Here is an 18,859-nt window from a genome sequence, read left to right as displayed (position 1 = left end):
TTAAAACGAGAGCAGGCCTACTAAAGTACGTGCATCAACTTCAGTTCTTTGAAATTCAATAGCTTCAGGATATCCATCGAGTCCAACAACCCTAACTTCCCCCGGCGAGCGCCCATGCATACAAACCAACGTTGATACAGCTAGCGTCTCCGAAACCAAAGCCGCGTGATACTCATGGCGTTCGACATGGTACATATCGCCACACCTCATGATTTCACGCTGTCTGACGATTGATTGGATGCGAGTCGTGGTACGTCGCAGGATATTTGAAGTACCTGACGAGTAGCGATCCCCCTCATAGGCGACCTCGTATAGTGGCTGCCCGTCAGTTTGAACCTCATAAACCTCATGAAGGATATTTGTAAGCTGGCCTTGTAAGATTCGACTTTCAATATGACGGTCATGAGTGTGAATAAACGCGGGCATACCGAGAATATTTCGGGGCCCCTTCGGCCAATAATGGAAACGCCACTCTTCCGTTTCTGTCCGGTCGAGTAGTACGACGTAAAAACCATGTGGATGTATCAAGCAGATTGGATTCGCCAGTTCTAGCCAGGATTTCACCGCAATTTTTAGCACAGAAATTGGCGTAGAGCTGACATATTCCCAAGTCAAAGGGAATTTGAGGCTAGCGGGCATAAGGGGAAGGGGATCCAGAGGCTTCTTCGGCTTGTTCATTCAAGAGAACTATATCTGAACTCTCACCAAACATTTCTTGAAGTGTGGCAGGCAGTGCAGCCGAGCCATGCTTATTAACCCTGTAAGAGTCATCACGAACCCAACTAAACTCTGTAACAAATGCAGAAAAATCACGATGAGCGCGAGAATAACGCGCTGCTAAATCTTTTGGGTCTTCGCGTGTAATAATTAATTCGTCAGACGATCCCTCTATTCGAAAAGTAGAGAGCCTTTTGCTCAAAAATAAATTTATTTCAATCAAGCCAGGGTTTTCTTGGGATGCTTTTAAAAGCGCTAGAATAGTTGCAACAATCTCCTTTTGTACATAACGAGTATCCCAAAGCCCGCTATCGAATGATGATGTTTTCCTGTAATTTGAGTATCGCTCACATATTGGGGTGTCACGAAAGTCAAGCAGAATTACTTCTGCTCGGATCGGGTGCCTATTTTTGCGAGCTTGCTTAATTAGTAATGGAAGAATTTCGGCGCGGAAGTGCCTGCCAGTTCTGGCAAATATTTTGTAATCTACAGCTCTCGTCGCTATCTCCCGCAAGGCTTGATCAATATCCTCAGGAAGCAATATGGATTCCGCCCTAATATCATTAGGATCGACAAAGAAATATGAAATATAAAGGCCGGATACTAGGGCAAATACTGCACTAGCAACAGCCGAAATAAGAAGATTGTTCAGTGCATTCCAAGCGGGGGTGTTCGGCGCAAGAATGGAGATCGAAAAAATTAAGATAATGAAGGCTAGAAGAACCGCTCCGGATGCAAGCAGAAAGCTTCGACGCTGTGACGGAGAGCTGAGGATACCGGAAAGGGTCATTGAGTATCACTTGTATTATCTGTGCGGGGAGTCGACATTGCCAAATATTGCAGCTGCCCAGATCGAAAAGCAAGAATCAGTTTCCGAGTTGTCTATCGATATTGAATGCCAACGAATTCGGTTTATTCTCCCAGGGAGGTCTGCTTCTGGCCGGATGCGGCCCATCTCACCGGCTGCAATCGGTCAGGGCAGCTACGGCACAAAATTATCGAAACCTCAGCATCATTAATGCTGAAAACCCCAATATCAAGAGCCAGTGAATATAATAAAGTAAGCGCTAAAAATCATAGCGCAGCGAATATGTGTTAATTGTGATTATGTGCATCAAGCCTGTCACGCCAGAGATTATATCTTTCCTCTTGGAGGCCAAGAGTCTTGAGGCGCTTCGGATTAGCTCTTTCGAACAAATTTCCAAATGAACCGATTTTGAGTGGGATCACTCGGGACGGAAGGTGAGGGTCGATTTTTCTAAGTCTTTTAAGAAGGTCATCTATGGCGTTTGAAGTTTCGATTGTCGAGCGAGCAATGTCGAGCATGGTCAGATATACGTCCAGTCGCGCTCCTTCGCTCAACAGTCGTTGCAATAAATAAAGCTGGCGGTCAAAGCAGTAGGCGGGAGCCCCAGTATTAAAAGTGAACCCCTTAGAATCAAAACCTTTTATACAGACCGTTCTGTAGTGGCCGGGAAAGTTCAGCACAAAGCGGCGTTGTTCTTTAGTTAGTTTTGACCAAAAAAAATCGCAGCTCAAGTTGTCATCAGACCAAACAGTAATCTTGCCTGCCAGCCCGCGCCGCTCAATTTCTTTCATAACCCAGTAGCACCACTCTGGAACAAGTTCAGGCTGCCCTCCAGATAGATCAATAACCGATGGGGTTGTGGGTTCGTTTAACGCGAGATCTACAAGTTCTTCAGCCGAAAACCATTGGGAGTGACTATGATCCGCAACAAGTAAAGATGTGTCGACATAACAGTACCAGCAGCGAAAGTCGCAACCGGCCAACTGAAATACCTGTGTCTCGTACTCACCATTAAACGGATGTAAGCTAACTCCCGAAAGCCTCTGGGGTATGTTTTTTTCGAAATGGAGGCCGAGAGCAGAGTATTTTCTTAGTCTTCCATACCCCAAGCAGTTGACCCTAGTATAGTCATCATTGGACTCAATAGAGTCTTTTATTTTTGATATTAAAACACGATTTGATTTAAGATCTACAAGCTTTTCACGCAATGCGATTTGACGCTCAAAAAATAATTGCTCTAGCATATACAAACATCCCCACTTGCGAATCCGATCATTAAGGCGCCACCATTGGGTGTGTAGCGACATACAGTGGGGGAGCTGCAACTTATTGGAACTATTGCTTGTCTATAAGAATCGCCATCCCAAATAAATAGAGTACCATCAACTGTTGCTATAGAGATTCTTTGTCCTGAAGCGTCGTAGCTCATTCCCCAGGCCCGATTATTAACACTAAAGACTGGGGATGATTGCTGGGAGCAATATACCATTCCATGCATATCAACAGCATAGAGTCCCCATTTTCCGTCAATAAGTGCCTCGCAAGCTGCTGTCACATAGGACTTCGTGGGGGCCCTCCATTCGAATTTTGTCATTAAGTCAGTAGAGCAGACTTCTGAGACCAGTCCGTCAGATGACCAAATTATTACCGAGTGTTCTCGGTGGCTTTTTGTCATTCCCAGAACATGGCCACCAAAACAACCACGAGTTACAGACGACTCTAAGACTCCATTTATCCATAGCGCGATGACACCGTCGGACGAGACAGAAATAATACGATGGTTGTCTAAGGCCACAACTCCATTTACCCATCTTGAATGTCCCTTTAGTCTAAGTACCTTTTCAATCGAGCCTTGGGCCAGGGATATTGCAAATATATCTGCCTTGCTTGTTCCTATAACAAGGTTCTGCCCACAAGGACTGATCGATATTGAGTTAAGCCAACAAGAATCAATGGAGTAGAATAAGACTTTATCTCCATTATCAATTCGGATGGTTCCGTCAGCCGCTGATGAAACCTTTACCTCCCCCTGTGGAGTCGAGCATAACGCCCAAACCTCCGCCCTGTGTTTTATGTCAGAGAAAGCAAAAAATCTATCCTCGACCACTTCAGATGCCCAAGCCGGTTTCATCTTGGTTATGGCCCTGCTTATCTCACCTGACTTAACAGCTTCCCCAATTACGTGGCTGCCTACAAAAAACTCATTTCCCACAAATAGCTGAGGCATCAAGCCCCATCCAGACTCCGATGCCAACTCATCCCAGTCTCCGTTTAGAGCACTTACATTACATATAACAGGACTAGGTATTAAAGATTGCGTCGCCAGAATCGCCTCGCACGAAGCAGTTGACTGGCTTTCTCCGCTACCACCGCAAACATACAGCACAGGAGTGGAGCGATCTGCGGGGGAGATGCAATTATTACTATGGAGTGAACAGTTTGCTCTTTCTGAAACGTCTTTCTCGATTTTGTATGAGAGCCCACGGACACTTTGTTTTATCAACTCAGCGTCTGCTCGGGATAGCATCACTGAGTTAGCATGCTCTTTTCGATCTCCAACCCAAACTGGAATGACATGACCTAATGTTGTGAGCCATTCAAGATCAAGATTTTTTGCAACTCCACCTACCGGTGCAGCAGAACACCTCGCATAAGAGCCTACTACCTCGCCGTCAAACGAAATAATCCTGATGTCGTAATAATATGGCCTGCCATTTATCTCGACAGTATCGGGCTCTATCCAGGGCTGCCACACATATTCTTCATCTTGATGCTGTGCACTAATTTGAGATGCTTCAAATCTAGATATGCCTTTACTTGCACTTCCAAACCTAGGTTTTCTTATATAAAAATCTGAGTCTTGGAGGCCTTGAATTAATGTGGGTGACTCGGCGGTTGGAATGGGTTTGACCTTGGTGTGCAATGATAAAACGCTGTGCGTTAATAATTTATCTCTACATATGGCAGCAGTTATTGCTGGATTGATTGTATAGTTTCTTGGTGCGCAGTCTGCTCGGACATGAGTTTTTCGGTAAACGGATGCGATTTTTTTTCCGTCGCGCAACGAAAGTCCACTGGATTGATCGAGATCTTTAGGGGTCACGACGACACATTCACGCCCTAACGCTTTAACCTTTGCGATTATTTCAGCGATATCATTTTCGTCTTCTTTCTCACTAGAATCGTCTAAGGAAAATGGTCGGAGAATAACAGCTACCCCATCCTCATTGGGTGAAGCGAGTACGCTGGCGATTTTTTCTATCGCGCTTGGGCCGGCAGAATTTATTGTGATTCCGCCGTCATTGGAAAATAATTTGAGCGTAGACAGTTGTGCCGGGGTGTCGTTAACTTCTATTAGCCAAAACTGGCCGTCCTGCCCCTTTATATAATCAAAGCCAAGTAGTCTCGCATATTTGAAATTCTTAGACTCTGTGAGGCCTTCTGACATATTTTAGGGGGTTGCCTTGATTTTCTTCCACCCGCCGCGTAATTCTGGGAATTTGTCTATCCCGCCTTGTTCTGGTTTTGCATACATAGAGTTTGAAGTGTCTTGAATGATGTCAATTACTGCATCTATTTCGTCGCTCGTCAGATCTAGTCCGGAATTTTTTATTGTTCCAGCAGTGTCTCTCTGCAAATCAGATGCCCATTTAGGATTGCGGCTCGCTATTTCAAGAACGCCACGGATTTTAATGAATGAACCTTTCCTCGTACTAGGCTGCATTGGAACCTCACAAATAGATAAATTAAAGTACGATGAGATTGATAGATCTCTACAGGTGAATTGTCAAATACGCGAGTGGCAGCTATCTGGCCGCTTCCTGTCCTTCATGATCGGCAGCGGCCAGAGCGGACGTTCACCAAACGCTGCTTCAGCCTGATAGTGGCCGGTCAAAAAAAATCGTGGTCTGTCCCAAATTATTCAAGGCCGATGATCGGGCATTGCGCCGCTTGCAGGTGGAGGACGAGTACGGCATGGTCAACGTCGTAGTTTGGCGCGACCTCGCGAGCAATACAGGGTTGCGTTAATGGGCTCTAAGCTGCTCTAGGTGAAGGGCAGGCTTGAGGAACAATCTGGTGTGAGGCATCTCATCGCGGGGCATCTGAAAGACCGCAGTGATTTGCTCGAAAGGCTTGACGTGAGGAGCAGGAATTTTCACTGATTGCATTGGTGCTTCGCCTACAGCACTCAATTACAGTTGGGTGTCAGGTCAACTTCCGCCGCCCCCTCAAGCGATATGCAGGAGCATCAATTGACCACTGAAGTCACTGAGGTCACTGACCTAGAAGTTGGTACGTCCTATGCCACTGAAGAGGTCTATTTTAGTGGAGGACTACGTGGGTTCCCCACGAATCGTGGCTGGGCGCTTTATCCGGTCTCGGCCGATCCGAATTTCGACGCACTAGTGTTTGAGAGCCCGCAAACGCACCTGCACTTTGCAACCCAAGAATGCGGCATGCGGTTTATCGGTACATGCGTACGCTATGAGCTTGATGCCGATGCGCCCACAATGGATGTCTGGGAGTCTGGCGGAAGAGATCCAAGCAACAATCTGAACGCAGCGGACTCTTGGAGCGCTGTCGGGCACCAAGCGGAAAAAGCGGGCGATAGCAAATACGCTACTTACGCGAAATCTCTGAGCGTTAGCCTGAAGCTCGCAGGCCTGCGACTGCGGGACATTTCAAGAAAGTATCACGATCAGTTGAGGTGGGCGCTTCGTGCTCGAAAGAGGCCTGGTGCTTGGTTCTCAAATGCAGCACTACTAGAACTCTATGCAGATTGTCATTCGCTAGCCTCCGAGCTTTCTTCGGCTCGCGATCACTTTGCTAGATTGGCTGCGATCCACGCCGGGGCTCCAGATAGGATTGACAGCCTAGCGCGCTTAGAGGACTGGCTCAGTAAAGAGATCAATCGTAGCCACGCGAGCCGGCCCATCGTGGCTCTTATGCTCGCGGCCTCAGGCTCCAAGGAGGATCCAGGTTGGCTTCGTAGGCTTGGCGTAATGCGCAACGAAATGCTGCATACCCTTCCAATGGGAGCCAACACGCGTGTCTCCGGACTGACACTTCAAGAGCTTGCCACGAGTATGGGGGCGATCACAGTGATTAGGCTGGCGGAGCCGTTGAGCAGAAGGCCGCTGGCCAATCAAGACCCTGATCCTCTGATTGAGTTGTCCCAACTCAGTACTGAAATGGAGCAACTCTGTCGCAGAGGATGGAAGCTTGCAAAGTATCCAGCATCGCTACCTCACTTCGTTGCGAAGCCTGGTGCATAAGAACTGACCCGGAGCGGATTAATGCAGATGCTAGCGCGAGGGGCAATGCTGAGGTGCGCGAACTGCTGGATGGAGCCGTGAGTTCATTCTGAACCCTATAGCTCAGCCGAAAGCATCCAGGCGGGTGCTGAGAGCCGGGTTGTAGTGACGATGGCCGGGCGGTAGTGGGCTTTTAGGCCTACTATCCGCTCATGAGTCGTCGCACATTCCTCGCTAAAGATCGAAGTCCTCCGCCCAAATCGTGGAGTGACCCCTTTCAATGCAGAAGTCATACATGCCTGCAAAGTCGTGGATGCCACGTTGTGTCAGTTCGGCATGAATTCCCCTTAAAATTATGACTCCATTTTTAATGTCTAATGCATGTAGAGGTGCTGTAGCAACACTATCCACGTGCGCAAACTGTACTTCGGAGGCGTCAGAGAATTCGACGTCAGTAAACTCGCATCGAGTGATTCCGTATCGACGGATGCGTTGCCTCTTCAGTTGATTACGCTGCTCATTGATATCACTTGCGAAGGATGTTCTAAGATCATTTAATATTGAATGAGAGGTAAGCGCCATGTAAATGGCCCTTACATACTTAAGGTAAAGATTGTTCTTGCCAATTGTAGATTGAATTCTGGCGTCGAGCAGCCCGCAGAAGTCGGGGCCTGATATGTATAGTTCACCATCCAGCGTGTGGGGGGTCGCAGGTGAGGAATAACCGTCAATTCCTTGCTGCCAGAGATAATTTGCCGCGCCGGAACTGCCCGTTCTTAGTAGGTTATCTAGCTCGGAAGTTTTGACGAAGCATAGTCCGTTCATTCGAACCAGAATAGCCCGGCTAAATGCGTTCTCTATCGCTGTTAAAGTTCTTCTGTGTAAGCGGCTGAGTAGAGCTGCATTATATTCAATTGCTTGATGCCGCAAGTTGATATCAAGATCGGACAAGGTATAGAAGCTAGTTGACGGAAAGTTTCCCCTCATAGTTTTCCGCCTGAAACGCGATGGAATGTTGTATTGATGTCCGCGCAAATTTCATTGTAATCCAAACCGGTGTTGGTGTTTTTCTTCCGGTCAGGATGAAATAGACTCAGGTAGGTTTTTTTCAGTTCATTAGCCTTCTTTACGTCGACCATATGTATTCGCTTAATCCCTAGGAGTTTATCGAAGGCCGAGTTGTTGATTTTGAAATAAAAAGCAAGTTCGTGCTCTTTGGTCTGAAAGTACCCTGAGTATTCACTATTTTTTAATAGTGTACTTTTTTTAATGGGCTCTTCATCTTTTTTGAGTGAAACTGTAATTTCCATTCTTACCTCAAGGTAGTAGCTAAATCTTGTTGATCTGGTCGCTCTTGCCTCGGACTCTAAATGTAATAAGGGGCTGCGCGCAACGATGGCAGGAGTTCCCGATGCCTGCGTCCGGAGCTCACCGATTACCAGAGGCAGGGTTGGATCAAAATGCCGACTTCGCCGGCCGATTGCTCCTGACGACAGCGACCTGTCACAAAGGGCTAGCCAACGATCAGCGCAAAACTCCCATCGCGAGGCTGGGAAAAGCATGGAGTAACGGATCAGCGAGCGCCCATCTGCCTCAGAGAGGAAGGGGAAGTCGCTTTCAGAGGCTTTATAGGCTAGGTCGTATCCGAGCAAGATGTAGCGATCAGCTTGGAGGGCATACAGGGGTAAGGTGGGCAGCGCCCTCGTCATCGCTCTCCATGTTATTGGGTTCACTTTGCTCTGATTGTGCGGCTTCGTGGGAAAGCACATCGGAGGGCAGCTCAAGGTCTCGAATGAAGGCGGTTGTGCTACTGGACGTGCCAGAGATCAGGTCTAGTGACTTGCCTTTGTGTAGCTGCAATACAATGCGGGCCATATCGACGTAGTACTTGAAAGTTGTCTCAAGATTCGAATGGCCCATTTGATTGATGAGCACTTGCGCAATCGCCAGGTAAAGTACCTCGATATTCTCAGTTAGCAGTCTATCGCCGAAAGTGCGAATTATGTACTGTGTTGGCCACCAGTGCCTTGATTGGTAGAAATTAAGATGCTGCCTAAAGTTAGGGTCGGCTTTGGTTGCGGCCTGTTTGGCGTCAAATGTTCGCGCTGCAATCATCTTTTCCGTAACGGGATCTCCTTTCTTGTTCAGGAATAGGATCCCAGGCGGGCAAGCCTTGCCATACTTCTGCTTGTATAATTTCTTTCTCTCGTTGTAATAGGGCGTGATGTAGTTGGCTTCCAGTGCTCGAAGATCATCCATGTTGATGACAATAGTACGATCTTTGTTTCCTTTACTCATCTCGACGGTGTAGAGAGCAGTAGAATCTCTATGATCCATCTCCGAGTATGGAAGGATATGTTTGTTAGGGCCATTACCAATAAATGGAAACTTAACCAGATCCATTGGTCGCATTGCTGTTCCGAGGGCAAGAGCGAACATGCTTTGATAAACCGGGTCTGAGTAGCTCTGCAATAACAGCTTGATCTCGTGGTCTGTTATTAAGAAATTTGAGGTTCTTTGACGGTTCTTTTTATCAAGTACCCAGATGTTATCTGAGTCTATTACGGTCTTAGCTTGGCTGCGGACATAGTTGAGCATGCTCGTTTTGTGGAATTTTGCATGCCAGGTTTTTAGCGTTACCTTAACATTGGTTGGATGGTTATTTTCGTTCAGCCATCTGAAAAACGTTAATAGTATCTTCGCATCTTCAAAAATGGTGAGAGAACTCGGGCGCAAAGATTGCTTTCGTACGCGCTCGATCTGACGACTCACCTGCCATCTTCTTATGTCACGATTCTCGGCTAGCACATGGTAGTCGCATAGGTCTCTGCCTTTCATCTTCTTTTGAGTGGATAGAAAGCGGTAGAACATTGAAATTATATTAGCATATCTAATTGAAGTTTTGATTGAGGAGCGTGTCGCGCTGTAAAGAAATACATTGGGGTGAGAAATTAGAATATTTTTGTTATTATGGTGCGCAACAAGGATGCAGTGCTTAACATCCAGGGATGTTTCAATGCTTTTATATTGAATCTGTTTGATGGAGATTTTAAGCATTTTAATTATTGGGCTTGTAATGTGAGTGGTAGTTAAACTTTGAAAGACAGTATGCTATCAAAGCCCCAAGACATCACGGGGTTATCTGCTGTGTCTGCACCCTTTATTTCCATGTCGGGCAATGGATTCTTGTAGAAGAATGAACGATGGGCCTTTTTCGTGGCCTCAGAGCTTTGAAATGGGATGTGAATGCTTCTTTTGAATTCAGTTGGTACATGCTTGAGAAAGCCCGTCACTTCGCTTCGTGAGAAGAGGGGGAGCCGTACTAGTATGGTGAACTCCCCAGGGGGGCCGAGAAACTCATCAGTAAAGGATTGAAAATCGGATATATAGCGCTCGGCAAAAATCACCACGTGAACTTCGGGCGAGTCCTTAAAGGATTTTATCTTCTCTCGAATCTTGACGATGGCGTCGAGCTTTTTGTCTTCGAAGCTCGATATATCCTTGTCGAGTTGATATGAGGCGCAGAATCTTTCAATATCAACATTGAACACTAATTTCTTGCTTGGGGAGGTGGCGGTCGCTCTTTGAGATACTGCTAACCCCGCACTTAGCTCTAGATCTTGAACCTGCCTTTTTAACTCGGCATTGTGAAGAGCATGTTTTTCAAGTGTGCTGCGAAGAGTAGTGCTCTCAAACAAAGCGATATCAGTGTTCATGAGCGAGGTTACATGGCTGTTCAGTGCAGACTCTAACTGACGCTCGTGTCGAGCCTCGATTTCGCGAATTCGTTGTTTCCACTTGCTTTCAGTCTCATTAACTGCTGACTGAGTGCGTATCAGGGACTTGGTCTCGTTGCCATTTACCAGGTCAGCGATATCTTTCTTACCTGCTATGAATGGCTTGAGATCCTTGTAATAGCGATCTAGAGCTTGCCTGCTAATGCCGGCGCGCTCTGCAATATCTACGAGCTTCAGTTTGGCTGTGCTACCCGACAGATAGTGCTCGGTGATGATTTTGATAATGATCGCGCGTCTTTCAGAGATCGCCTCTCCATCCGAGTTCTGAGTAGGGCACGCATTGCTTTCGGATGAGTTAGACATGTTTGGCCTCTATGAGTGGGCTTGCTGAGTGGCCAGTCGATTCCAGGTTATCTAAATGAACTCTCGTTGCCGCAATGCGGCGTTGCAGATCATGCTCGGCTTTGATGGATAGTTTTCCATTTGCAGCGTCGAGTATGCTTGAGTAGAACTTGATGTTATCGGATAGCGCTTGTTTGGCCGATCCAAGGATCACAACCTTCTTGCATTCAGGTTGGCAGTTCTCCGGAGCAGGCAATATAAGTTCCCCAGAAATATGCTTTCCAATTAAGCAGGGAGGAAGGTTGTCCTCGTTGAAACGCTCTCCTGTTAGGCAGTATGTCCCTACTGCTGTGCGGCGAATGAACAGCGGTTCGCCGGCTTCGAGCAGGTGAATTATGAAGCTAAGTAAAGACAATCTGATGTTCTTGCCGCTGAACTCATCGGGACGAAGACTAATTTTTTGGAAGATTCGATGCGCCGCATCACCGGAATAGGTGCCAAGGCGGATTCCTGCAACGATCTCGTGAAAATCTTCGGTGTAGTTTTGCTCAATTGCAATGGCAACGCTTCGAACCATGAGAGGGTTGCGTGCAATGTAGCGAAGGGTCATTGCATAGCTCTTGTGGCCAAACAAAGCCCTGATGATGTCTACATTTCGTTCATCTCGATTAATAAGAATCTCGGCGATTGTTTTGCGGAAGCGGTGGCAGTGTAGGCGATCAATTGGTAATTCTGATTTGAGCTGAATGATTACGTAATTAATCAGTGCCGGGGTGGCTTTGTTTACCGTCTTGTTAGATTTTTGAGTCTGGAAGAGCCAGCCTTGCTTGGTGAATGGAGCAAAGCTCCGCAGCTCTTTGTACTTCAGCAGCATCTCGCCGATAAAATTCGGAAGAGGCAACTTGTCGGTTTCGCCTTTGATGGGGTCTTTTGCTGTCTTCCACCGCGTTATTCGGAGCCAGTACTCGCCACCTTCTATGATTAAGTCGTCGAAGTGCATAACTGCAAGCTCAGCCTTTCTGGCTCCAGTCACAAGGGCCATCAAGATGAAAACCGCATTACGAACCCGATCTAGAGCTTCTGCGTATGCTGTAATCCACGAATAAGTAAAGTACGGGGTATCCCCGTGGTAGCGTAAATTTTTAGCTGGTGTCATAACGCTTTCACCCTCTATGGTGATCGTCATGGCCCGTTCAAGCTCTACAAACGTTTCTTTTCTGGTTACCGTCTGGTCAGAAAGAGAAATAAGGTCTTCGTTGATCAGGAAGTTTTTAAGCTCTTCCAGTTTAGGCATTACACCTTCGACCCAGAAAAGTGCGTAGTTGATCAATACCTCTAGGTCTTCTTCTGAGTACGAAGTCCACCCATCCAGCGTTCCTTTGAATCGAGATGCGACGATTTCTTTCCGCCTTTCTGGGGTGTCGATCTTCCGAAGGTCTACTTCCAGTCGAAGCTCCTCTGGAATTAATTTGTGCGCAGAAAGATTGATCCAGTGCTTTACTAGTTTGAAAAGGTTGAAGGCATCGCTCTTGGCCCCCTTGCTACGGGCGTCCTCAAAGGCGTTAGCTAACATAGGAACCGATATCATCTTGATGCACTTCGGCTCGGCTGAGAGCTTATTTGGCTCAAATATGTACTGCTCTAGCAGCTTGTAATGATTACCATAGGCTTTTGTAGTGCTGCACGCGCGTATGTAGCTAAATGGGGAGAACTGAGGGATAACGTAGTAAATCAAAGCGCGCTTCAGATCGTTTGAGCCAGGTAGCTCTCGGTCGAAGCGAATGTTGTTCGGGAAGGCGTGTGTTCCATGGCTGAGCTTCCACATCCTGTCCCGATACATAGATGATTCGCTCACAGGGAAGTCTCCCCATGTTTCCTTGAGCTTTGCGGTAAGTGATAGCGACGGGACGGAAAAGCTCGTATCGAGCTCCTCAGCGAGTGCTTCCAACTCCTCTAGGACGGACTCGTCATTGTCTTCATCTATCTCGTTGAGCAGAGCATCGTCATCTTCGAGCCCAAGAGATTCAGCGTCGTCAGTCTCCAATTCGGGCTGCGGGGAATCAGATTCGTGCTGTAAGCTAAAGTTTGATGTGTCTTTTGATTTCTTATTAGACATCGTGGGCTTCACTTTCAAAAATGATCTCTAGGGCCGCTAGGTCGCGAGGAAGAAGAGGTGAGTTATAGCGGCGATACCTGGCCGCCATTGCGATCTCATCTTCATCACCCCATTCGTCGAGTATGTATTGGATTGTCTCTAGTTCTTTTTCGAAACGAGACTGGAATCCAATATCCGACTGGTCTCCGAGAAATTCTTCTAGGTGTGAAAGGCGCTCCATCATGTATGGCAACGAGTCTTCGAAGATCCGCACCTGGCTGCAAAAGATGCACTGCCCAATTGCGGAGCATTTACGTCCTTTGCCTACTAAATGCTCCGATCCTGGCCAGTCTGGACTCTTCTGATCTGCGCAGCCCCACAGAGCACGTTCTTTTCCTGGGATATGGAAGATTTTGATATTGGCAGAGGCATCAGCTTGCGCCTTCTTTCCGATAAGCCCCTTGAACTGGCGACTCCTTAGGAGGGTTACAATGTTTTCCAGTTCGGAGCGCAGCCGCCTAAGACGCTCGTATTTTGCTGCCGTCGAGTTGTCATAGAAAATGTCTGTGGTCTCTCGGTCAGCATGTCCAAGCGACGATGACAAAAGTGCAATTGGGTTGTGCTTCTTCTTGTACTGGAGCCAAGTTGGGCGTAATCGACGGGTCAGTTCTTTTGCCGTGGTTAGTCGTTTACCTCCATCAATGACTTCATACTGCTTAAGGAACTGCTGCACCCCTACTCGGAAGGTTTTAGGGTGGGCTATCGAGGTATGACGTCCTGCTTTCTCCCACTCCGCCCATGGCCTTATGCACAAGAACAATGGATTTAGCCGATCTGCTTTGATGTGTGCGGGGAAATGGTCGAACGGGTAATCTTCAAGCGCAGTGGATAGATCTTGGGCAAGAACGATCAGGTTGAACGTGCTATAGGGTTCATCGTCTCTGGATGCACTGATCATTCGCTTGGGTACGTCAAAGGGAATGCCAGGCTCTTGTGACCTATTTTTCTCCGAGAAAATTACTCTTACATTGGACTCTAGAGCGCTAGTCAGTGCGTGCTCGAAATTGTCCTTGTCGAGCGCAAGCACCGTTTCTTTGTTCCAGTTTGACTGAAGCATCAGAAACATGACTGTTGATGTCATGTCCACAATGTTTGGGTAGTAAAGCGAGAGGAGCTCGTCAATCCTCAGAACTCGATTTTTGCTGCTACTGCGGTTAGCCGTTGTAATGCGGTGAAGTAGGATTTTTACAATGTCGTCGCAATCGTCTGGTATTACTGTAAGCGATGTATGGGTGTAAGTAGTATTTAACTTATTTAGGTCAAGGCTAAAAGGAAAACCGTGAGCGACGAAGGTTTTTACTGCCCGAGCGTAGTCAATGGGCCAGTTTGCGAAGCCGCCAGTGTCAAAGGGGTTTTCAACGCTGCTGCACGGGAATAGGTGCACGTCACGATCATAAATCCCGTGAAATTGTTTTATGCCATCTTTATTTCGAGGCAGCGCCCTGATTTCAGGATCGGTGCTAATCAAAAAGCGATTGTAGTAAACAGAGTCTCTTGGCCTGCTTTTCGACGCAATACAGTATGAAGCCCACTTGATCAGATTCTCCTTTGTTGCTTTAGGACGAACTGTATCCATCACCTCTTCGGCGGTATATGGTCTTACCGAATCTACCTGAAGGCGAAATGTAAGCTTCTGCCGCATTAAACCAGAATGTGTGATTAGTGCATTTTGCAGGGTTTTGAAACCGTCAGGCTCCAAAGGAGGGGTGCCTCCGTTTGCGGCGACCTCCACCTGAGGTAGGGTAATGGGGGGGAAGTTCTCATTTTCCTTTGCTACTGACGCAATCGCTTGCCTGAGTCCTTGTGCGCATGCAAGAGGAACATCCTTTTCACGAAGATAGTCGACATATCCCAAAAAAACTTCTGAGTTTATGTCGGTGTATTTTGAAACTTGCAAGGACTGAGGGTTTCTTTGGTTATGTAGTGCTCTGTAGTCCAAGAAATGTTCTATTGCCTGCCTCAGCAAGTAAGCATGCGAGTGGGTTCTGTCGGGGCAGTAAAGCACAAATAGCCAATGTAGCATCTTACAAATATTGGAGGATGCCGTAAAGTTAGAGCTATCTAAGTAGCGGCACTTTACACTCACGTCATTTGACGTGGTGATGCTTGTGATCGGGTGAGCGTTGGCTGTCATGTTGGTGATCGCTTTATGTTACTTATTATTATTTTTGTTATGCGCAAGCCACGCCTTGTCCACAAGCATCTTCAAGTCACTCAGCGATCCATCGTTAACAATGACTATGTCCTCTGGAGACTTGTTGATCCCGAATTCTGATGAGTGTGCTTTGACCTTGAGGACATCCGGGCGGACGATGTGCCAGATTTTTCCGTGGTGAGTACGCAGGAACGCTGCCTCATTTTCGAAGCGAACGTCTTTGATGATGATCGTGGTGGCGTCTTGAGGGATTTGTTCACGACGCTTAGCGATGCTGACTTGGCGATCTAGCCTTCGTGCGGAATAGTTGGGGAACATCGCCAGAGCATGACGACGCAAGAGAGCCTGAGCTTGGGCGGGGCTTAGTCCCCAATACCCATCCTTTATATGAGCTCTGTTAGGATTCCAGGCTTGGTCATCGGTGAAGCCGTAAATCGCTTGGGATGCGAGAGCGAACGGTGCTTGGGGCAGATCGAGGTTGATCGGGAAGTCGGGGCTTCGCGGGAGCGCGGGGAGATTGATTTCCCTGTCAGCTCTCATCAACCAATGGTCTGCGTTATGATGGCGCATCCATTCAGTTCCAACGGTTTGAAAGAATTCTCGCGGTGAGCAACCCCAGAGCTGGATCTTTTTTTCCTTGATGTCATCCTGCCAGGTCTCCTCTTCGGTCAAGCCGAAAAGCGCCTGGCAACCCAATTTCAGTGGATCGGCCAAAGCATAGGCAGCTACACCGGGGTAGGCCAAAAGCATTGACGCTACGGTGTCTTTTCCAGATCTAGCTAGGGCAGCAAGGCCGATGATCGTTCTCATGTAGGGCTCCTAGTTTTCGCTCAAGCCCTCATGAATCCTGGGCTCTGTTACGTTTACATTTTATAAAATGGATTATAATTCTTCTGTGTTTACGTTAGCAACAAACGGGAAACAAGATGCCACCTACGCCTATCAGGGCGGTGGTCGGGGTCTCTCCGAGGTGCGTATCGCCTTGTTGGAGGAATTTGTTCAGGGCTCACTTCGCCCGGACCTGACCCTGGTGTTCGATCTGCCGGTTGAAGTGGGTCTGGCCCGTGCTGCAGCGCGCGGTCGGCTGGATCGCTTCGAGCAGGAAGGCCGGCAGTTCTTCGATGCAGTGCGCCAGACTTACCTGCGCCGCGCTGCCGAGCAACCGCAACGCTATCGCATTCTGGATGCCTCGCAATCTCTGAGTCAGGTTCAGCGCGCTCTGGATGAGCTGCTGCCGCAACTGCTGGAGCTGCAGCGTGGCTGACGCTTATCCCTGGCAGGATTCACTTTGGCAGCGACTGGCTGGGCGCGCGCAGCATGCCCATGCCTATTTGCTGCACGGGCCGGCCGGTATCGGCAAGCGCGCGTTGGCTGAGCGGCTGATGGAGCGGCTGTTGTGCCAGCAGCCCGCTGGCCTGGATGCCTGTGGCCAGTGCAAGTCCTGCCATCTGCTGGCGGCTGGCACCCACCCGGATAACTACATTCTGGAGCCGGAAGAGGCTGACAAGGCGATCAAGGTTGATCAGGTGCGTGAGCTGGTCAGCTTTGTGGTGCAGACCGCGCAGTTGGCCGGGCGCAAGGTGGTGCTGGTCGAGCCGACCGAATCGATGAATATCAATGCGGCCAACGCCTTGCTGAAAAGCCTGGAAGAACCGTCCGGCAATACTGTTCTGTTGCTGATCAGCCATCAACCCAGCCGCCTGTTGCCGACGGTGAAAAGCCGCTGCGTGCAGCAGGCTTGCCCGCTGCCAAGCGAGGCAATGAGTCTGGCGTGGTTGCAGCAGGCGTTGCCAGGTTGTAGCGCGGAAGAGCATCGCGAGTTGCTGTTCCTGGCCGCCGGTTCGCCGCTGGCGGCGGTAAAGATGCATGAGCAGGGTGTTATCGCGCAGCGTGCGCAGGTGGTCGAAGGGGTGAAGAAACTGCTCAAACAGCAGATTTCTCCCAGCCAGCTGGCCGAAAGCTGGAATGCGGTGTCCCTGCAATTGCTGTTCGACTGGTTCTGTCAGTGGTCACAGTTGATGCTGCGTTATCAACTGACCCGTGATGAAGACGGCCTCGGTCAAGCCGATATGCGCAAGGTGGTGCAGTACCTGGCGGATAAAGCCTCGCAACCAAAAGTGCTGAACATGCAGGATTGGTTGCTGGCGCAGCGCCAGAAAGTCCTCGGCAAGGCTAACCTTAACCGTGTCTTGCTTCTCGAAGCCTTGCTGGTGCAGTGGGCAAGCTTGCCCGGACCGGGCTAGAATCGGCCATTAAGTGAATAAAATCAGGAATGCCGCATGAGTCTGCCTCCTAACTTGGGCCCGCGTAACGGAATTTTGTCGCTGACAATCAAGGACAAATCCGTGCTCTATGCCGCTTACATGCCCTTTATCAAGAATGGCGGCCTGTTTATTCCCACCAACAAGAGCTACAAGCTCGGCGATGAAGTGTTCATGCTGCTCAACTTGATGGACGAACCGGAAAAGATTCCGGTCGCCGGCAAGGTGGTGTGGATCACGCCGAAGGGCGCGCAAGGCAATCGCGCTGCCGGTGTGGGTGTGCAGTTCAATGATGGCGACAACACCGCGCGCAACAAGATCGAAACCTACCTGGCTGGTGCGCTGACCTCGGATCGCCCGACGCACACCATGTAATTCGCCGTTCCCCTTTGTGCTGCTCCTTTGGGAGCAGTGACTCTCAAGTGATTGCTTCCCATGCTGGTTGATTCCCACTGTCACCTTGATCGCCTTGATCTGGCCGCCCATGGCGGTTCGCTCGATGCGGCGCTGGATGCTGCGCGGGTGCGCGGCGTTGGTCATTTTCTGTGTATTGGCGTCAGCGCCGACAACGCCGCTGCAGTCAAAGGCCTGGCTGAGCGTTATGCCGATGTCGATTGCTCGGTCGGTGTGCATCCGCTGGATCTTGAGCCTGGTACGGCGCCAGCGCTGGACTGGCTGCTGGGTGAGCTGAACCACCCGCAGGCGGTGGCCATCGGCGAAACCGGACTGGACTATCACTACGAGCCAGAGTCCGCTGCGCTGCAGCAAGCATCTTTTCGTCTGCACCTCGATGCGGCGCGGATTACCGGCAAACCGGTGATCGTGCATACCCGCGAGGCGCGTGCCGACACCCTGGCGCTGCTGCGTGAAGCGGCGCTGCCGCAAGCCGGAGTGCTGCACTGCTTTACCGAAGATTGGGAAATGGCCAAGGCCGCGTTGGATATCGGCTTCTATATTTCTCTGTCCGGTATCGTCACGTTCCGTAATGCCGAAGCGCTGCGTGAAGTGGCGCGCCAAGTACCTGCTGATCGCTTGCTGGTGGAAACCGACTCGCCCTATCTGGCACCTATCCCGCATCGCGGCAAGCCGAACTTGCCGGAATACGTGCGTGATGTGGCCGAGTATCTAGCAGTGCTAAGGGGGGTGAGCTTTGAGCAATTGGCTGAGCAGACCACTGCTAATTTCAAGCGCCTATTCCCGCTGGCTCGGGTGAGCTGAGTTCCTAAGAATCAGCGAAAAATTGCTTTGAGCAATTTTTAACATCGCGTAGCGGCGGCCCGATGGGGATTCGCCATGAGTGGCGGGCAAAAAAAACCCGGGCTCTGGGGGATGAGACCGGGTTAAGACCATTAGGAGTAAATCAAGGTACGCGGTCCACGGTACCTTGCCTGACGGGGCGCTTGGGGGATACGCCGCACACCAGTACTTA

General features: G+C 49.1%; 16 protein-coding genes and 2 pseudogenes. 6 read left to right on the top strand and 12 right to left on the bottom strand.

The window, feature by feature from the left end; translation table 11 throughout:
• The 5 genes from ACIN8IBEIGE_RS15530 to ACIN8IBEIGE_RS15510 form a co-directional block, all read right to left on the bottom strand.
• Positions 1-639, bottom strand: coding sequence for a hypothetical protein (locus ACIN8IBEIGE_RS15530; RefSeq protein WP_160015445.1), 639 nt, complete (start codon positions 637-639; stop codon positions 1-3).
• Positions 629-1,507, bottom strand: coding sequence for a hypothetical protein (locus ACIN8IBEIGE_RS15525; protein ID WP_160015444.1), 879 nt, complete (start codon positions 1,505-1,507; stop codon positions 629-631). The genes ACIN8IBEIGE_RS15530 and ACIN8IBEIGE_RS15525 overlap by 11 nt, the downstream gene beginning before the upstream one ends.
• 305 nt (positions 1,508-1,812) lie before the next feature.
• Positions 1,813-2,769 (bottom strand): 4Fe-4S cluster-binding domain-containing protein, encoded by a 957-nt coding sequence (locus ACIN8IBEIGE_RS15520; RefSeq protein WP_160015443.1) that lies wholly within the window; start codon positions 2,767-2,769, stop codon positions 1,813-1,815.
• The gene (locus tag ACIN8IBEIGE_RS15515) at positions 2,763-4,973 is read right to left on the bottom strand and encodes a hypothetical protein (RefSeq protein ID WP_160015442.1); all 2,211 of its coding nucleotides are present in this window, start codon (positions 4,971-4,973) and stop codon (positions 2,763-2,765) included. Before ACIN8IBEIGE_RS15515 ends, ACIN8IBEIGE_RS15520 begins: the two co-directional genes overlap by 7 nt.
• A gap of 3 nt (positions 4,974-4,976) precedes the next feature.
• Positions 4,977-5,249 carry a hypothetical protein gene (locus tag ACIN8IBEIGE_RS15510; protein WP_160015441.1) on the bottom strand — a complete coding sequence of 91 codons (273 nt, stop codon included), beginning with the start codon at positions 5,247-5,249 and terminating at the stop codon, positions 4,977-4,979.
• Positions 5,250-5,482: 233 nt separating this feature from the next.
• On the opposite strand from ACIN8IBEIGE_RS15510, the pseudogene ACIN8IBEIGE_RS20990 reads away from it, so the two are divergent.
• Both ACIN8IBEIGE_RS20990 and ACIN8IBEIGE_RS15505 read left to right on the top strand, forming a co-directional pair.
• Positions 5,483-5,688 (top strand): annotated as a pseudogene (locus ACIN8IBEIGE_RS20990) (hypothetical protein); the annotation flags it as partial.
• 90 nt (positions 5,689-5,778) lie between these two features.
• Complete coding sequence (locus tag ACIN8IBEIGE_RS15505; RefSeq protein ID WP_160015440.1) at positions 5,779-6,801, top strand: hypothetical protein; 1,023 nt, start codon at positions 5,779-5,781, stop codon at positions 6,799-6,801.
• 213 nt (positions 6,802-7,014) lie between these two features.
• On the opposite strand, the gene ACIN8IBEIGE_RS15500 is transcribed toward ACIN8IBEIGE_RS15505, so the two are convergent.
• The 7 genes from ACIN8IBEIGE_RS15500 to ACIN8IBEIGE_RS15470 all read right to left on the bottom strand — a co-directional run bounded on the left by ACIN8IBEIGE_RS15500 (position 7,015) and on the right by ACIN8IBEIGE_RS15470 (position 15,979).
• On the bottom strand, positions 7,015-7,731 hold the full coding sequence (locus ACIN8IBEIGE_RS15500) for a hypothetical protein (RefSeq protein WP_160015439.1): 717 nt from the start codon (positions 7,729-7,731) through the stop codon (positions 7,015-7,017).
• 32 nt (positions 7,732-7,763) lie between these two features.
• Positions 7,764-8,489, bottom strand: a complete 726-nt coding sequence (locus tag ACIN8IBEIGE_RS15495) for a hypothetical protein (protein ID WP_160015438.1) — start codon at positions 8,487-8,489, stop codon at positions 7,764-7,766.
• Positions 8,443-9,552 carry a tyrosine-type recombinase/integrase gene (locus ACIN8IBEIGE_RS15490; protein WP_178124364.1) on the bottom strand — a complete coding sequence of 370 codons (1,110 nt, stop codon included), beginning with the start codon at positions 9,550-9,552 and terminating at the stop codon, positions 8,443-8,445. The genes ACIN8IBEIGE_RS15495 and ACIN8IBEIGE_RS15490 overlap by 47 nt, the downstream gene beginning before the upstream one ends.
• Before the next feature lie 317 nt (positions 9,553-9,869).
• The gene (locus ACIN8IBEIGE_RS15485; protein ID WP_160015437.1) at positions 9,870-10,880 is read right to left on the bottom strand and encodes a hypothetical protein; all 1,011 of its coding nucleotides are present in this window, start codon (positions 10,878-10,880) and stop codon (positions 9,870-9,872) included.
• Positions 10,873-12,975 (bottom strand): tyrosine-type recombinase/integrase, encoded by a 2,103-nt coding sequence (locus ACIN8IBEIGE_RS15480; RefSeq protein ID WP_160015436.1) that lies wholly within the window; start codon positions 12,973-12,975, stop codon positions 10,873-10,875. The genes ACIN8IBEIGE_RS15485 and ACIN8IBEIGE_RS15480 overlap by 8 nt, the downstream gene beginning before the upstream one ends.
• Entirely contained in the window at positions 12,968-14,911 is a 1,944-nt protein-coding gene (locus tag ACIN8IBEIGE_RS15475; protein ID WP_160015435.1) for a hypothetical protein, read from the bottom strand. Before ACIN8IBEIGE_RS15475 ends, ACIN8IBEIGE_RS15480 begins: the two co-directional genes overlap by 8 nt.
• A 255-nt stretch (positions 14,912-15,166) precedes the next feature.
• Positions 15,167-15,979 carry a deoxynucleotide monophosphate kinase gene (locus ACIN8IBEIGE_RS15470; RefSeq protein WP_256665189.1) on the bottom strand — a complete coding sequence of 271 codons (813 nt, stop codon included), beginning with the start codon at positions 15,977-15,979 and terminating at the stop codon, positions 15,167-15,169.
• Between the two features lie 115 nt (positions 15,980-16,094).
• On the opposite strand from ACIN8IBEIGE_RS15470, the pseudogene ACIN8IBEIGE_RS15465 reads away from it, so the two are divergent.
• The 4 genes and pseudogenes from ACIN8IBEIGE_RS15465 to ACIN8IBEIGE_RS15450 all read left to right on the top strand — a co-directional run.
• Positions 16,095-16,433, top strand: a pseudogene (locus ACIN8IBEIGE_RS15465) (dTMP kinase); the annotation flags it as partial.
• Positions 16,426-17,412, top strand: a complete 987-nt coding sequence (locus ACIN8IBEIGE_RS15460; RefSeq protein ID WP_160015433.1) for a DNA polymerase III subunit delta' — start codon at positions 16,426-16,428, stop codon at positions 17,410-17,412. The pseudogene ACIN8IBEIGE_RS15465 and the gene ACIN8IBEIGE_RS15460, both read left to right, overlap by 8 nt.
• A gap of 36 nt (positions 17,413-17,448) precedes the next feature.
• Entirely contained in the window at positions 17,449-17,805 is a 357-nt protein-coding gene (locus ACIN8IBEIGE_RS15455; RefSeq protein WP_090238100.1) for a PilZ domain-containing protein, read from the top strand.
• Positions 17,806-17,865: 60 nt separating this feature from the next.
• Positions 17,866-18,648, top strand: a complete 783-nt coding sequence (locus ACIN8IBEIGE_RS15450; protein ID WP_160015432.1) for a TatD family hydrolase — start codon at positions 17,866-17,868, stop codon at positions 18,646-18,648.
• The last annotated feature ends 211 nt before the right edge of the window (positions 18,649-18,859 follow it).

The sequence above is a fragment of the Pseudomonas sp. 8BK genome (genome assembly GCF_902506475.1).
Taxonomy (GTDB): Bacteria; Pseudomonadota; Gammaproteobacteria; order Pseudomonadales; family Pseudomonadaceae; genus Aquipseudomonas; species Aquipseudomonas anguilliseptica.
Note: the sequence above shows the minus strand (reverse complement) of the source record. Positions and strands in the feature narration are given on the sequence as shown.